General features: G+C 68.3%; 18 protein-coding genes. 10 read left to right on the top strand and 8 right to left on the bottom strand.

From position 1 onward, the window contains the following. Positions 1-170 precede the first annotated feature (170 nt). Positions 171-317 carry a hypothetical protein gene (locus tag ABGB12_RS08665; protein WP_347675750.1) on the bottom strand — a complete coding sequence of 49 codons (147 nt, stop codon included), beginning with the start codon at positions 315-317 and terminating at the stop codon, positions 171-173. A gap of 492 nt (positions 318-809) precedes the next feature. On the opposite strand from ABGB12_RS08665, the gene ABGB12_RS08670 reads away from it, so the two are divergent. The 4 genes from ABGB12_RS08670 to ABGB12_RS08685 all read left to right on the top strand — a co-directional run bounded on the left by ABGB12_RS08670 (position 810) and on the right by ABGB12_RS08685 (position 3,917). Then, positions 810-2,021 (top strand): hypothetical protein, encoded by a 1,212-nt coding sequence (locus ABGB12_RS08670; RefSeq protein WP_347675751.1) that lies wholly within the window; start codon positions 810-812, stop codon positions 2,019-2,021. 2 nt (positions 2,022-2,023) lie between these two features. Next, positions 2,024-3,115: an alpha/beta hydrolase-fold protein gene (locus ABGB12_RS08675; RefSeq protein WP_347675752.1), complete on the top strand. Its 1,092-nt coding sequence runs from the start codon at positions 2,024-2,026 to the stop codon at positions 3,113-3,115. 224 nt (positions 3,116-3,339) lie between these two features. Continuing rightward, positions 3,340-3,594 carry a hypothetical protein gene (locus tag ABGB12_RS08680; RefSeq protein WP_347675753.1) on the top strand — a complete coding sequence of 85 codons (255 nt, stop codon included), beginning with the start codon at positions 3,340-3,342 and terminating at the stop codon, positions 3,592-3,594. Next, positions 3,591-3,917, top strand: a complete 327-nt coding sequence (locus ABGB12_RS08685; RefSeq protein WP_347675754.1) for a hypothetical protein — start codon at positions 3,591-3,593, stop codon at positions 3,915-3,917. The genes ABGB12_RS08680 and ABGB12_RS08685 overlap by 4 nt, the downstream gene beginning before the upstream one ends. Here ABGB12_RS08685 and ABGB12_RS08690 read toward each other — a convergent pair. Both ABGB12_RS08690 and ABGB12_RS08695 read right to left on the bottom strand, forming a co-directional pair. Beyond that, positions 3,853-4,575 carry a hypothetical protein gene (locus tag ABGB12_RS08690; RefSeq protein ID WP_347675755.1) on the bottom strand — a complete coding sequence of 241 codons (723 nt, stop codon included), beginning with the start codon at positions 4,573-4,575 and terminating at the stop codon, positions 3,853-3,855. The two genes, ABGB12_RS08685 and ABGB12_RS08690, sit on opposite strands and share 65 nt — an antisense overlap. An 84-nt stretch (positions 4,576-4,659) precedes the next feature. Then, positions 4,660-5,265: a DUF6461 domain-containing protein gene (locus ABGB12_RS08695; protein WP_347675756.1), complete on the bottom strand. Its 606-nt coding sequence runs from the start codon at positions 5,263-5,265 to the stop codon at positions 4,660-4,662. Between the two features lie 186 nt (positions 5,266-5,451). Between ABGB12_RS08695 and ABGB12_RS08700 the strand changes: the two genes are divergently transcribed. Continuing rightward, positions 5,452-6,096, top strand: coding sequence for a hypothetical protein (locus tag ABGB12_RS08700; RefSeq protein WP_347675757.1), 645 nt, complete (start codon positions 5,452-5,454; stop codon positions 6,094-6,096). A gap of 185 nt (positions 6,097-6,281) precedes the next feature. On the opposite strand, the gene ABGB12_RS08705 is transcribed toward ABGB12_RS08700, so the two are convergent. Beyond that, positions 6,282-6,809 carry a DUF6461 domain-containing protein gene (locus ABGB12_RS08705; RefSeq protein WP_347675758.1) on the bottom strand — a complete coding sequence of 176 codons (528 nt, stop codon included), beginning with the start codon at positions 6,807-6,809 and terminating at the stop codon, positions 6,282-6,284. Here ABGB12_RS08705 and ABGB12_RS08710 point away from each other — a divergent pair. Beyond that, positions 6,808-7,044 (top strand): type I restriction enzyme endonuclease domain-containing protein, encoded by a 237-nt coding sequence (locus ABGB12_RS08710; RefSeq protein WP_347675759.1) that lies wholly within the window; start codon positions 6,808-6,810, stop codon positions 7,042-7,044. The two genes, ABGB12_RS08705 and ABGB12_RS08710, sit on opposite strands and share 2 nt — an antisense overlap. A 13-nt stretch (positions 7,045-7,057) precedes the next feature. Here ABGB12_RS08710 and ABGB12_RS08715 read toward each other — a convergent pair whose 3' ends face one another. Then, entirely contained in the window at positions 7,058-8,182 is a 1,125-nt protein-coding gene (locus ABGB12_RS08715) for a hypothetical protein (RefSeq protein ID WP_347675760.1), read from the bottom strand. A gap of 139 nt (positions 8,183-8,321) precedes the next feature. Here ABGB12_RS08715 and ABGB12_RS08720 point away from each other — a divergent pair, with 139 nt between their 5' ends. Then, positions 8,322-8,807 carry an ATP-binding protein gene (locus tag ABGB12_RS08720; RefSeq protein ID WP_347675761.1) on the top strand — a complete coding sequence of 162 codons (486 nt, stop codon included), beginning with the start codon at positions 8,322-8,324 and terminating at the stop codon, positions 8,805-8,807. A 23-nt stretch (positions 8,808-8,830) separates the two neighbouring features. Here ABGB12_RS08720 and ABGB12_RS08725 read toward each other — a convergent pair whose 3' ends face one another. Next, positions 8,831-9,784: a transcriptional regulator gene (locus tag ABGB12_RS08725; protein ID WP_347675762.1), complete on the bottom strand. Its 954-nt coding sequence runs from the start codon at positions 9,782-9,784 to the stop codon at positions 8,831-8,833. 64 nt (positions 9,785-9,848) lie between these two features. On the opposite strand from ABGB12_RS08725, the gene ABGB12_RS08730 reads away from it, so the two are divergent. Next, positions 9,849-10,994, top strand: coding sequence for an epoxide hydrolase family protein (locus ABGB12_RS08730; RefSeq protein WP_347675763.1), 1,146 nt, complete (start codon positions 9,849-9,851; stop codon positions 10,992-10,994). Between the two features lie 50 nt (positions 10,995-11,044). On the opposite strand, the gene ABGB12_RS08735 is transcribed toward ABGB12_RS08730, so the two are convergent. Continuing rightward, entirely contained in the window at positions 11,045-11,698 is a 654-nt protein-coding gene (locus ABGB12_RS08735; RefSeq protein WP_347675764.1) for a TetR/AcrR family transcriptional regulator, read from the bottom strand. 77 nt (positions 11,699-11,775) lie between these two features. Here ABGB12_RS08735 and ABGB12_RS08740 point away from each other — a divergent pair, with 77 nt between their 5' ends. Further along, positions 11,776-12,186 carry a RidA family protein gene (locus ABGB12_RS08740; RefSeq protein ID WP_347675765.1) on the top strand — a complete coding sequence of 137 codons (411 nt, stop codon included), beginning with the start codon at positions 11,776-11,778 and terminating at the stop codon, positions 12,184-12,186. Positions 12,187-12,266: 80 nt separating this feature from the next. Here the strand turns inward: ABGB12_RS08740 and ABGB12_RS08745 are convergent, their stop codons facing one another. Continuing rightward, positions 12,267-12,698 carry a hypothetical protein gene (locus tag ABGB12_RS08745; RefSeq protein ID WP_347675766.1) on the bottom strand — a complete coding sequence of 144 codons (432 nt, stop codon included), beginning with the start codon at positions 12,696-12,698 and terminating at the stop codon, positions 12,267-12,269. A 307-nt stretch (positions 12,699-13,005) separates the two neighbouring features. On the opposite strand from ABGB12_RS08745, the gene ABGB12_RS08750 reads away from it, so the two are divergent. After that, positions 13,006-13,527, top strand: a complete 522-nt coding sequence (locus ABGB12_RS08750; protein WP_347675767.1) for a PadR family transcriptional regulator — start codon at positions 13,006-13,008, stop codon at positions 13,525-13,527. Positions 13,528-13,541: the final 14 nt, after the last annotated feature.

The following is a 13,541-nucleotide window of genomic DNA, read 5'->3' on the forward strand; positions in this document are numbered from 1 at the left end:
GAGGTGTTCGGCCAACTTGAAATCGGTGTGTTGGTCGGATTCAACTGGTCGTTGCAACGCTCTGATGCAGGAGGGCGTCGTGGCGCAGGGAAGGGCGCGTGCGGTGATCGAGCGTGTGCTGAGGCAAGCGGAGGACATGGCGGACAAGCTCGCTTGAATCCGATGCCCGGTCACACCAGCAGGGTGTGCAGCCGTCCGCGCATGTCCTTGACCTCCGGTACGTCGCGCCACGGGTTCGAGAGGGCCATGATCTCGACGAGATGGCCGTCCAGCCGGGCCGAGGAGACCAGCGGGGCGATGCGAGACAGAGTGTCCATGCGTTCTGCGGCGAGGAGCGGCTCGGACGAGCGGAAGGCGACCTGCACCTGGCGGGTGAGGAGGTTGGCTCCGAGCCAGGGGGGAGGTGGGGAGAAGGAATTCCACCGCCTCGTGCAGCGTGTCCTGCGCCGCCTTCCAGTCGCCTTGCTCATAGAGGGCGACGCCCACGTTCCCGGTCAGGTTCGCGCGCTCGTCAGCAGGCAGAAGTGAGAAAGCGGCATTGGCCGGAATCTGGGGGATCGCCGCACCGCGTTGTCGCTGTGGCCGATGGTCAGGGTCTTGCCATCGGGGCTGAACGTCATCGCCGAGACCTCTCCGGTTGCCGGGCCGGAGTCCCGACCGGCGGCAAGTCGAACTCGCTGTCGGCCGTCCGGCGGCCTCGTGACCAGGGGTGATTCTGCCGAGTTTGTCCTCCTGCTCCCGCGCCTTTCGATGCTCGAAGATCGCCTGCTACCGTCACAAATACACTGACGTCTATTAAAGGAATGGTCATGAGGCGACACCGATCCACCCCCCGGCGGATGTCCCTGGTGGCGGCTTTGACGGCTGCGGCGGCCACCCTAGCGGTGGTCGCCGCCCCGCCCGCGCACGCGGCCGGGCCCGTCGGCTACACCCTCGTTCCCGGCGGCGCCGGTTACCAGACCGCGCTCGAGCAGAAGGCCGGGTTCTGGAACCTGAACCGCCTGGCGGCGGCCTCGCTCAACCCCGACGGAGCCGAGGGAGTCGCCCCGGCGGCCGGATGGGACGACTCCGCCCGACCCTGGACCGGCGACGGGAAGATCACCCGGACGACGGGCAAGCTGGTGCTGCGGATGCAGAACGCCGAGGGCGCGCCTGGTAACGACATCCTCGCGCCCTGCACGGCCACAGTGGTCCAGAGCCAGAACCAGAGCGTCGTGGTCACCGCCGCCCACTGCCTGCGCCTCAACTGGGGACTCAACGGCCTGAACGTGAACATAGCCGCCGCGAACGCGCTGTTCATCCCGGGCTTCCGCGGCGAGAACCTGCCGCGGGTCGCTCCGGGCACCGACCTGAGCAGCGGCCCGGAGATCGGCTCCGACGTCGCCCCCTACGGGGTGTGGGCGGTGACCCGCTACTGGCTGACCGAGGGCTGGGCGGGCCAGGCCAACTTCCTCAACAACAATGACATGATCGCGATGGTCGTCGACAGCCCGACCGATGCCCGTCCGATCGAGGAGGTCGTGGGCGGCGGCCAGCCGATCGGCTTCAACGTGGCCCGCAAGACGCCGCGCACGAGCTTCGGCTACCCGTCCGTCAACTACAAGAGCTACAGCGGTCCCAATTTCTCCAGCACCGGAGTGGCGGTCATCAACGGCTCCCCGAACAGGAACAACATCCCCGCTTCTAAGCAGCGCATCTACGACGGGCGCTCTCTCTTCTACTCCCAGGGCCCCAGCTGGATCAACCGCGAGTGGTTCTCCGACACCAACAGCGACCTGATGACCATCCAGCAAAGCCCCGGCTGCAGCGGCGGCCCGTGGTTCAAGGACTTCAACCCTGCCACCGGTGAGGGCACCCTGGTCGGCGTCACCTCGCACTTCGCCAAGGACGTCAACGGCGGACTCGACCTGATCGCCGAACTCGAGAGCCGCGCCCCCAGCCCCTACACGGCCGGGACGAACTTCGGCAACCAGGAGCAGGCCGCCTTCAACGCCGCCCAGGCCGTCACCCCGGGAGCCTGACCGTGCCACGTGCCCTCAAACGCGCCCTGAGCGTGCTGGCCGCGGCCGTCCTGCTGGCGCACCTCCCCGCCGGCCAGGCGGCCGCGGCGCGGCCGACGCTGACCGACGGATTCGGGCTGACCCAGGTCACGAGCGCCGCCAGCACGGCTCCGACCAACACCGACAACAACTTCGTGATCACGGTGACGTCCGCCCAGGTGGCCGGCCAGCAGAACATCCGGATCATCCTGCCGAGCGATTACGCAGGCAACCCGACCAAGCGCTACCCCGTTCTGTACTTCCTGCACGGCTCGCCGGACGACCCGTCCGCGTCCTTCTACGGCAACGACGTGCTTGCGGGGGCACCCGGCATGATCACCGTCGTGCCGGACGGCGGCAACCGCGGCTGGTACGCCAACTGGCTCGACCAGAACACCCCCGCCGGGGCCGCGAACTGGGAGAACTTCCACATCCAGCAGGTGATCCCGTTCATCGACGCCAACCTGCGCACCATCGCCACCAAGCAGGCCCGCGCCATCGCCGGCGTCTCGATGGGCGGCTTCGGCGCCTTCCGCTACGCCCAGCGGCACCCCGGCCTGTTCAGCCAGGTCGGCTCCCTGTCCGGCGACCTGGAGCTCGGCGCCAACCAGATGACGCTGCGCCTGGCCGTCGTCGCCTCGCTCACCAACGTGAGCGGCGCGCTGTGCGGCTCCAGCTCCGGGACGATCGACTGCGACGACGACTCCTACGCTCCCGGGGTGGACAGCGACGCTCTCTTCGGCAGCCCCTACCCGGTGTTCAACGCCGACTGGCGCTGGAACGAGGCCGACCCGGTCGCCAACGCAGAGAAACTCCGCGGCATGGGCATCCACATCTACATCGGCAACGGTGACGGGGGGAACTACGACATCCGCGAGTGGTGGCTGGAGAGCGCGTCCGCTCACATGAAGACCAAGCTCGACTCCCTCGGCATCCCCGTCCACTACGAGAACTACGGCAACGGCGCCACCTGGGGCCCCTACTGCCAGGGCGGCGGCCACGAGCCCGGCTGCTGGTACCAGGACCTGATCGACCTGATGCCCCGCCTCAGATCCTCCCTCACCCCGGCCTCCTGACCCACCCCCGGTTCCACGCCGCCAGGCGGTTCCGAGCCCCTGGCGGCGTCACTCCACTCCGTCACCGTGTCGGGCCTGGGACCGCCGAGATGAATCGCGGGTCCGACTCGACGTGCTTCAGCCGGCGGACAGCCCGTTCGTACCGTTGATCAGGGAAATCCATTGGCGGTCCGGTCGGCAGTTGGTGCTGCCCGCAGCACTCGATCACCACCCAAGACCGGAACGTGGCAGCCGATGTCGCACAGGCGCTGGTCGCCGAAGCGATCGGTGGGCGATTCCACAGCTGGACCAGCCCGGAAACGGTGCTGGTCGACGACGTCGCCGAACGGCTCGCCCTGTCCCTGCCACGGGACGACACCACCCGTTTCCTCGAGCCCGGCCCCTGCGGGCTCACATCGGACCACCTGGAGCGCTGGCTCGCGGTACGCGATTCCGTGCCATGGCAAGACGTCTCGGACGACGGTGGGGAGACCCGGTGACCCCGTCCCGTGACGGCGCGGTAGAAGACATCCGCGCCTTCGACGGCACCATAGAAACCGCCCGCGTCGCGTTCCTCGCCCTCATTTTCGTCCTCGCCCGCGAGGGCATCGCGCTCGACGATGTCAGCCTGCTCCGCCGCGTCAGCTTCCAGGCCGATGACCCCCAAGATCCGCTGATCCTCACCCGGTACATCAACATCCATCTCTCGGAGACCCGGCGCACGCTCTCCTTACAGGGCGTCGGGATGAGAACGATCCTCAACACCCGTAACCGATGGTGTCGAGTGGCGCTGCCAGATCCGCCAGGCCGATCTCGGGGTTGAGGCGGCGGACGAGGTCGGGCGTGAGCTTTTGATGGTCGAAGACGCTCACGACGTCTGCTGGATCAACCGTCCGACCGAAGTAGTCCGAGGCGTACGCGCAGTAGGCCTCGGGTGTTCGGGCGGCCAGAAGGTCGAACAGCCACATCGCGCCATCAGGATCCCGGACCTCGGGATATTCAATGGTGCCGGTCTGCCAAGCCGTGTCGTCCCGGCTGCGCCACAGGCACACCGTGGCCGCAAGAATCGGGTGGTCCAAGCCGACGTCGTCGCAGAAGGAGGGCTCGGTCACGTAGGCGGCGAACTCCTGAGGGACCGAATCGATGAGCCCCGGCCACGTGTCGTAGCCGTCATCGCCGTAGGGACTCATCAGCGATTCGTGGTCGAATCCCCGGATGAAGGCACCGCCGCGAGCGAAGACGATCGAGTATTCGTCCCCGCTGCCGTTGGTCATGGAGGCGAGCTCCTCCTCCGGCCCCCATCGCCGGTCGAAGGCGTAACAGACGTATCCGTTGGCGCTCAAGATGGCGTCCAGGACGGCGTACGACTGGCTCAGGCGCCGGACTGCGGCGATGGAGGGGAGGCTTCCGGCAAGGTCGGTAGCGGTCACTCGGACATTCAATAGCACGACCACGACATTCTTGATCGCGGTAACTGGCATGGAGGCTGCTTGCGATCTTTGCTGGTTGCGGCGATGACACCCTGCTGGAGTGTCTATTAATCGATTGGTTTTCGACGTCCGCTGTCAGCGGTGGACGATCCCGCACTGGTAGGTGGCGGTCGTCAGGAAGCCGGGGGTGATGCGGATGCCGGTCAGGTGTTCGGCCAAGGCATAGGCGCCGTCGATGACGGCTCCGAAGTCCTCGGCGTCCTCGTCGCGGTCGGTGATGGTGAAGCCGATGGCCGCCATCACCTCCAGGAGGGCATCAGGGGCGCTGCCATAGCGGGTACCGGCGAACAGGGGGTCAAAGCCCAGGCGCAGGTCGCCGTCCTCACGCCAGACGAAGTCGGAGACGGCGTTGACATTGCGGAAGTGGGAGACCAGGCGGGTACCGGCCGACAACGGCACGTTGATCTCCTCCCGCACTCCGAGGAAGCCGTTGATCTCAACACCGAGTGCCCACCCGTTGATCTCGCTCACCCCGATGCACATCCCGGAGTCCTCCCTGGGCCACGTCCTCTCGGCCAAGGCCCTGATGCCGGTGACCGCCGGACCGGCCTCGGCGCCGATCCGGTGCAGGAACTCCCAAGGGGACAGGCCCTGTACCAGGGTCAGGCAGTACTCCTGAGGGATCTCGTTGTAGTCCTCATCCTCTGCCCAGGCGTAATCGGCCGCGCTCACATTGATCATCACGGCATTGTGGCGGGCAGCGCCGACACTTCGCGGTCAGGCCCCTGGCTGCCCTCCCCTGCGGGGAGTGTTGAGAATCGATCGGTTCTCGCACTCGGTTGCCCGAGAGTCCGGCGCTGCGTCGGCAGTCATCGTTTTGGGGCGGTTCGCGCCACGGCATGTCCGGATGATCTCTAGAGTGCGGTGGTGGCATCGAGGAAGGCCGTGCGGGCCGTGACCGGACTGGCCGTGCTCGCCAGCGGGGCAGTGCTGTATCAGCGTGCGACGCTCAGCAGCGGGCTCGTGTACCTGGCAGTGGCCGTGGCGCTGTTCGCCGGAGCCACGGTGGCGGTCTTCGTGCTGGCATTCAGGCGGGCCCATCGGACGATCTGGCTGGTGGTACCGGCGCTGATCCTGGCCGGCACCGCAGTGGTGGAGCTGACGGTCAAGCAGGAGTTCGGCTGTCCCTGGCTCCACGGGGAGGCGGATCTGCCTGCCGTGAGCGCGCCGCCGCAGGAGACGGTGCGGGCCTACCTGGACGCCGTGGTGAACGACGACAGGAAGACCGCCGGACGCATCACCTCTCCCGCTTTCCTCCGCCAGGAGGGCGCCTACCCGGACAGCCCGTTCTGCAACTGGCGGGAGGTCTCCGACCTCCGGATCCATATCCCGGCCCCAGCCCCCGCCCGCGACGGCTACCGGGAAGTGGTGAGCATCGACCTCGAATTCGACCTCGAACAGCGAGAACCGATCACCAGGCCCGACGGCCACACCATCGATGGCTACATCCTCGGCCGGGAATTCCCCACCGACAGATGGAAGATCATCGACAGGATCGACATCGGCCCCTGATCCACCACCGCACTTCCCGCAATAACCAAGATCATTATTGGTGGTGCATTGACCCCTTGAGTCCAAGTTCGATTTACAACACCCCACACGGTCGTGACCACCTTGTGTCTCATCCGTAGTCGTCCGCACTTGCGTTGCTGCGGGTAGCCGGCAGGGGGTTCTTGGCGACGTCGGCGGAGGTTCCGTCAACGAACGGTGCCGATATGGAAGTCCAAAGTGGTCAGGAGTTCCGCTGTGACGTCGATGCCGGTCAGGTGCTCGGCGAGGCTGAACGGCACCTCGTCGTCGGCGTCGTCGATATGGAAGCCGATCCGTTTCAGCTCCTCGAAGACCGGGAGGGGCTCTCCGCGGCTCACGCGGAGGTGGACGGGGTCGAAACCGAGTCGGCGGACACCGTCTTGGACCCAGACGAAGTCGGCGACGTGGTTGACGTTCTGGAAGTGGGAGACCAGCTCTGTTCCGGCGGACAGGGGGCCGTAGACCGAGGGGTTCACCCCGAGGGACCCGATGCACTCGAACCCTAGGATCCAGCCGTCGAGCTCGGCGACCGCGATGTTCTCGTCGGTCTCCTCCTGAGGCCACAGCTCCGGCAGCAGGTCCTCCCAGCAGACGCCGGTCTCGCCGGGCTCGGCACCGATCCGGGTGAGGAACTCCGGTGCGGAGATGCCGCGAACGAGCGTCAGGCAGTGCTCCTCCGGGATCTCTTCGTACATGGCCGGAAGAATAGCGATCTCGTTTGAACGGGATGTTCTTCGATCAGGCGGCGACCTGTCGGCGTGTCACCGGACGATCCGGTTCCTCTGGAAGGTCAAGGAGCAGGCTCGGGGCCGGATCATGGCGCGGGCGCTCCAGTCGCTGCGCAAGTACGGCTACCCGCCGGACAAACAGCCCGCGGCGATCGAGCGCGTGCTGAAGCAAGCGGAGGACATGGCGGACAAGCTCGCTTGAATCCGATGGCCGGTCACACCAGCAGGGTGTGAAGCTGTTGGCGCATGTCCTTGATTTCCGGCACGTCGCGCCATGGGGTGGAGAGGGCCATGATCTCGGTGAGGTAGCCGTCCAACCGGGCTGAGGAGACCAGCGGGGCGATACGCGACAGAGTGTCCATGAGGTCTGCGGCGAGGAGCGGCTCGGATGAACGGAAGGCGGCCTGTACCTGGCGGGCCAGGTAGTTGGCTCCGAGCAGGGGGGACAGAGGGGAGATGAGCTCCACTGCTTCGTGGAGCGCGTCTTGTGCGGCCTTCCATGAGCCTTGGTCGTAGAACGCGACGCCCACGGCTCCCATGAGATCCGCGCGCTGGAAATCGGATAGGTCGGTTCCGACTTCCCGTGCCCGATCCAGGGACACCGACGAGTGCCGCTTTTCTCCAAGCAGCCCTAGCGACCTTCCGAGTCGCGCGGATGCCTGTGACTCCTGCTCTGAGGAGATCTCCGGGACTGTCAGGGCCTGCCGGGCGTACCACTCCCCGCGCTGGCCATCGCCCTGATAGGCGTAGAACATCGAGAGCTCGTTGAGCGCACTGACCTGACCGTCGTGATCCTGGCTTGCGTGGGCGAACGCCACGGCGAGCTTGCCCGCTTCCTGGGCCTGGGGGAGGCGGCGGGCGTCGTACTGGACGAGGGAGACCTGGCGGGCCAGTGACGACGCCGTTTTGAGGAGCCGGGTGTCCTTGCTGCCGGTGACGGCGTTCCGGACGCGGCGAAGGTGCCGGTCGGCGTCCTGGAAAGCGGTGAGGCCTCCTGATCCGTAGAGGGATTTGTTGACCCTGTCGGCGATGAGCTGCACATAATCCGGGTCGCGGTAGGGGTTGCCGTCGGCGCTGGGGACGAGGGTCACGGTGGCCACGCTGGTGAGGAACGCGCGTCGTTTCACTTCAGCCTCATTGGTTTTGCGTCTTATGACTATTTCGTAACCTACCCGCCCGAGTAGTCGGGAAAGGCGGTTGAATCCGATATCTTGTTTCCCGCCCGCCACCGTGGACACCCACGCCTGGGTGCGTCCCCAGGCGTCGCCCAGCTGGGCCTGGGTCCACCCGCGCTCCTTCATGATCGCTTTGGTGGCTTCGGGTAGTTCCCTGAACTCCATGGGGCCGAGGCTAAAGGACGACCGGATATCTGTCAGCATCGCGTATAAGCGGTTCTCATGCCCGCCTGGTCGACGGCCGCCGGGGTCTTCAGGATCGTCCCGCTCGCGCATTCTTCGAGAACGCAGGAACGGGGGAACGATGTCACAGGAAATGGCGAAGAACGAGAAAGCGGCATTGGCCGGAATCCGGCGGAGCGCCGCAGGGATCGAACTGAACCTCACCACGCGGCCCGCCCCCGACGTCCCGGCGACCGTCCGCTCCCTGCTGCGTCTGCGGTTCGCGTCCTGGCGCGTTCCGGCGGACCTGGCCGAGGACGTGCTGCTCGCCGCCGTCGAACTCGTCAGCAACGCCTGCGACGCCGCCCCCGACACCGAGATCGCCTTCCGGGCCCGTCTCGACCCGGCCACCGGAGCGGTATGGGTCGGTGCCTGGGACACGTGTCGTGGCATGCCGACCGCGCGGCGGCCCGAACTCACCATCGAGGACATCGACGCGCTCCCCGAGGACCACGCGTTCGGAGGGTGGGGCCTGCCACTCGTCGCGGCCCTCGCGGCCGACTGCGGAGTGACCCGCACCGCCGACGGCAAATGGGTCCACGCCGTCTTCTTGCCGCGCCCGCGATGACCGTCCTCGAAACGGGGCGGGCGTCAGGCGGGGACGGCGGCGGTGAGGCGGGCGGCGAGGGCGCGGATGCGGGCGATGAGTTCGGGCGGGTCGTGGACTTCGAAGCCGATGCCCGTCAGGGCGACCCAGAGGGCGAGTTCGTCGAGGTCGTTCGCGCCGGTGGACAACGTGCAGGACCGCTCGTCGATCGGCTCGATCGTCGCCACCGTGGGCGGCATGCGTTCGGCGACGGACTCGGCGGGGGCGTGCATCGTGAAATGGGCCCGGTACCGGTAGGGCGCGCTGGAGATCGACCGGGACATGTAGGCCGCCAGGTCGGGGTCAGGCGGGTCGCGGGGGACGAACCGCGGGCCGTTCGGGGTTCGCAGAGCCAGGCGGTCGACGCGGTAGGTGCGCCAGCCGGCCCGGTCGGTGTCCCAGCCGAGCAGGTACCAGTGCCATCCCGAGTGGACGAGCCGATGGGGTTCGGCGGTGCGGACGCCCTCTCGGGCGTCGTGCGTCCGGTAGTCGAAACGCAGGGTCTCATGGTCGCGGCAGGCGGCGGCGATCGCGGTCAGGGACGCCGGGTCGACCGTCGAACCCGCATGGCCCAGCGGCACGGTCATCGACTGCAGCGCGTGCACGCGGTGCCGGAGCCTGGACGGCAGCACCCGTTCCAGTTTGGCCAGAGCCCGCACGGAGGTCTCCTCGATCCCCGACACCGAACCTCCGGCCGCCGTCCGCAGCCCCACCGCGACCGCGACCGCCTCGTCGTCGTCCAGCAGGAGCGGCGGCAGGTCCGTGCCCGCGCCGAGCCGGTAGCCGGGCGCGCCCGCGGTGGCGTGTACGGGATAGCCGAGCTCACGCAGCCGTCCGACGTCACGACGGACGGTCCGCGCGGTCACGCCGAGCCGCTCCGCCAGTTCCACGCCCGACCACTCCCGGTGGGTCTGCAGAAGCGAGAGCAGTCTGAGCAGCCGGGCCGATGTCTCCAACACGCTCTCCAGAATGCCCCACTTCTTAGGACCGGTCCTGACCTAGCTCGTTCCTAACGTGTTCCGCATGACGTCCACCACTGAGATCCGTCCTTTCCGCATCGACATCCCGCAGTCCGCGCTCGACGACCTGCACGACCGGCTGGAGCGCGCCCTCTGGCCCGACGAGCTGCCCGGCGTCGGCTGGTCGTACGGCATCCCGGTCTCGTACGTGCGGCGGCTGGCCGAGTACTGGCGCACCGGATACGACTGGCGGAAGCACGAGGCGGCGCTCAACGAGTACCCGCAGTTCACCACCGAGATCGACGGCCAGAACATCCACTTCCTGCACGTGCGGTCGCCCGAGCCGGACGCGATGCCGCTGATCCTCACCCACGGCTGGCCCGGCTCGGTCGCCGAGTTCCTGAAGGTCATCGGCCCGCTCACCGACCCCCGCGCCCACGGCGGCGACCCCGCCGACGCCTTCCACCTCGTCGTGCCGTCCATCCCCGGCTTCGGTTTCTCCGGCCCGACCCGCGAGACCGGCTGGGACCTGCACCGGGTCGCCCGCGCGTGGGCCGAGCTGATGAGCCGCCTCGGCTACGAGCGCTACGGCGCCCAGGGCGGCGACAGCGGCTCGGTCATCTCTCCCGAACTCGGCCGCGCCGCCCCCGGCCACGTGGCCGGCGTGCACGTCAACGGCGCGCTCGGCTTCCCGACCTTCGACCCGGCCGAGATGGAGGGTCTCACCGAGGCCGAGCAGGCCCGCATGCAGCTCTACGCCGACGACGACCGCTCCGGCTACGCGATCATCCAGGCCACCCGGCCGCAGACCGTCGCCTTCGGCCTGCACGACTCTCCCGCCGCCCAGCTGGCCTGGATCGCGGAGAAGTTCAAGGAGTGGACCGACCCCGCCCACGACCTGCCCGAGGACGCGGTCGACCGCGACCAGATGCTCACCGACGTGTCGATCTACTGGCTGACCCGCACCGCCGCCTCGTCGGCCCGCCTCTACAAGGAAGGCTCGGCGCAGTGGGGGAGGCCGGTCGAACGCTCGGAGATCCCGCACGGCGTCGCGGTCTTCCCCGGCGACGGCGGGATCCGGCGCGTCGCCGAACGCGAGCACAACGTCATCCACTGGTCGGAGTTCGACCGCGGCGGCCACTTCGCCGCCATGGAGGCCCCCGACCTGCTCGTCGACGACGTCCGAGCGTTCTTCCGCAAGGTCCGCTGACGACGGGCCCCACGCGACGGCTCGGGCCCGCCCGGTCCTGCGGCCCCCGGTCAGGGGTCCGACGGCGTCGACCGGGAAGAGCCCGGCTGTCCGAGGCGCAGCTGCTTCCAGCCGTCCTCGACCGAGCGGCGGCATCCGCCGGGTTCGTCTCCCACGCTGACGTACAGGGCGGTCAGCATGGGGACGCAGTGGTCGAGTGTCTCGAGCGGGAGGGGGCCGTTGGCGACGAGGGAGGCCAGGCCGTGGCCGATGGTCCAGCTCTGGATCGCCAGCTCGAGGGGGACGACGTCGGGGTGGAAGCGGCCGGCCTCCCTGGCGCGCAGGGCCGCTTGGACGAGGTGCTCCAGGGTCGCGTCGGCGGCCTTGAGGTCTTCGAGTTCGAAGGCCGCGTCGAACATGACCCGGTACAGGTCGGGATGGTCCAGGGCGTTGGCGAGGTAGGAGGCGATCAGGGCCGCCAGGTCCCGCACCGGGTCCGCTGACGTCGTCAGCTCCGCGAACCGGGCGGCCAGACGGGTGAAACCCTCCTGGCGCAGCGCTTTCCACACGCCGTCCATGCCGTCGAAGTAGGTGTAGACGGCCATCGTCGACACGCCTGTCCCGGCTACCAGCGAGCGCAGGGTGATGGGCTCGCGGACGCGGAGCATGTGCGCGGCCCGTTCGATGAGCAGGGTGCGGACCGCCGGGTCTTTCGTCCTCGCCATGCCCGTAGTATACATTGCATTGCAATGCTATATATTCGGGGTCCGATTCCCCGAGATGTCATGACCAAGGAGCGAGCATGCCCATCACCCTGGTGAACCCCGAAGGACTGCCGAAGGTCGACCTCTACCGGCAGGTGTCGGTCGCCACCGGCTCGAAGACGGTCTTCCTCGCCGGCCAGGTCGCCCGCGACGCCGACGGCAACAAGATCGGTGAAGGCGACCTCGCCGCCCAGGTCGAGCAGTGCTACCTCAACGTCGCCACCGCCCTGGCCGAGGTCGGCGCCACCTTCGACGACGTGGCGAAACTGACCGTCTACTACGTCGCCGACCAGACCCCTGACATGATGCCCCGGTTCCTGGAGGGGGTCGCCCGGGCCGCCGAGAAGCTGGGCGTCACCCCGGCGGCGCCGCTCACCGGAATAGGCGTCGCCGCACTGGCCGAGCCCGACCTCCTGGTCGAGGTCGAGGCCATCGCGGTCCTCGACTGAACCGGAGCGGGGACGACGGCCCGCGCGGGAACGGACGTGCCTCCGCCCTGACGCCGGGGCGGAGGCACGGGGCGGAGGGATCAGGCGAAGTCGTAGGTGGCGTCCACGGTGACGCCGCCGCTGCAGAACCAGCCGGAGCCGCTGACGGACTGGTTGGTCCAGGTGACGACGGTGCCGCTGACGGTGCCGCCGGTCAGGGTGCCGCTGTAGGTGCAGCCGAGCGCGCTCATCGCGAAGGACATCGAGGCGGGGGCGGCGATGTCGCCGCTCCAGGGCAGGGAGGCGGGGCTGACGGGCACGCCGCAGCCGGTCGCGGTCGCCGAGGTGACGGTGATGGCCGTGCCGCTCTTGGTGCCGCTGAGGGTGGAGCTGCAGGTGGCGACGGTGCTGTTGTTGACCTTCACCACGACGGTGCCGGTGGCGAGTTGCGCGGCCTGGGCGGGGGCCGCCGTCAGGGCGACGGCGGCGGCGGAGGCCGCGCCGAGTGCGGCGAGTCTGGCGGTGCGGGACATGGTTCCTCTTCTCGGGGAGATTCGGGCGCGGGAGAAGCGCCCGGGGTGGGACGGCCGCCGCCGCGGTCCGGGCCCGCCTATGTCGGGTAGGCGGTGACGGTGCGTTGACGGCCGGAAACGGACTTCTGCCGCCCTTGTCGGCGGTTCCCCTGAAGGTAGATCGCGTTTCTCGGTCCGGCAACAGCCAAGCGTTAGCTTGGTTTGGCCGGATGCTGCCATCCGCCGCCCCTTCGTGAACCCGCCCACCGCATCCGGTGGGCCGCCTGATTATGCACTCGATGTATACGCCGTGTGTATAGTCGGTGGCATGTCCGTCGGTCTCGCCCTGCTGGGCCTTCTCGAAGCAGGTCCCCGGCACGGGTACGACCTGAAGCGTTCCTACGACGACAGGTTCGGGCACGGCCGCGCCCTGCACTACGGGCAGGTCTACTCGACACTCGCGAGGCTGCTGAAGAACGGCCTCGTGGAGGTGGAGTCCGAGCCCGGGGACGGGCCGGAGCGCAAGCGGTACGCGATCACCCCGGCGGGCGTCGCCGATGTGGCCGGGTGGCTGGCGCAACCGGAGAAGCCCGAGCCGTACCTGCAGAGCACCCTCTACACCAAGGTCGTCCTGGCGCTGCTCACCGGGCGGGACGCCGCCGATCTGCTGGACGTCCAGCGTTCCGAGCACCTGCGGCTGATGCGCGAGCTGACCCGCCGCAAGAGCGAAGGCGACCTCGCCGACCAGCTCATCTGCGACCACGCGCTGTTCCACCTCGAGGCCGACCTGCGCTGGCTGGAGCTCACCGCGGCCCGCCTCGGGCAACTCGCCGCCCACGTCCGCTCCTAACCCCCGGGAGAACG

The organism is Actinocorallia sp. B10E7 (assembly GCF_039871655.1).
Classification (GTDB): Bacteria; Actinomycetota; Actinomycetes; order Streptosporangiales; family Streptosporangiaceae; genus Actinocorallia.

Coding starts and splice junctions, on each gene's coding strand:
- ABGB12_RS08695 (WP_347675756.1), bottom strand. CDS start 5,265: ATGATCAATGTGAGCGCGGCCGATTACGCCTGGGCAGAGGATGAGGAC.
- ABGB12_RS08690 (WP_347675755.1), bottom strand. CDS start 4,575: ATGCCAGTTACCGCGATCAAGAATGTCGTGGTCGTGCTATTGAATGTC.
- ABGB12_RS08670 (WP_347675751.1), top strand. CDS start 810: ATGAGGCGACACCGATCCACCCCCCGGCGGATGTCCCTGGTGGCGGCT.
- ABGB12_RS08745 (WP_347675766.1), bottom strand. CDS start 12,698: ATGTCCCGCACCGCCAGACTCGCCGCACTCGGCGCGGCCTCCGCCGCC.
- ABGB12_RS08710 (WP_347675759.1), top strand. CDS start 6,808: ATGGCCGGAAGAATAGCGATCTCGTTTGAACGGGATGTTCTTCGATCA.
- ABGB12_RS08740 (WP_347675765.1), top strand. CDS start 11,776: ATGCCCATCACCCTGGTGAACCCCGAAGGACTGCCGAAGGTCGACCTC.
- ABGB12_RS08730 (WP_347675763.1), top strand. CDS start 9,849: ATGACGTCCACCACTGAGATCCGTCCTTTCCGCATCGACATCCCGCAG.
- ABGB12_RS08715 (WP_347675760.1), bottom strand. CDS start 8,182: ATGGAGTTCAGGGAACTACCCGAAGCCACCAAAGCGATCATGAAGGAG.
- ABGB12_RS08720 (WP_347675761.1), top strand. CDS start 8,322: ATGTCACAGGAAATGGCGAAGAACGAGAAAGCGGCATTGGCCGGAATC.
- ABGB12_RS08705 (WP_347675758.1), bottom strand. CDS start 6,809: ATGTACGAAGAGATCCCGGAGGAGCACTGCCTGACGCTCGTTCGCGGC.
- ABGB12_RS08750 (WP_347675767.1), top strand. CDS start 13,006: ATGTCCGTCGGTCTCGCCCTGCTGGGCCTTCTCGAAGCAGGTCCCCGG.
- ABGB12_RS08735 (WP_347675764.1), bottom strand. CDS start 11,698: ATGGCGAGGACGAAAGACCCGGCGGTCCGCACCCTGCTCATCGAACGG.
- ABGB12_RS08665 (WP_347675750.1), bottom strand. CDS start 317: ATGGACACTCTGTCTCGCATCGCCCCGCTGGTCTCCTCGGCCCGGCTG.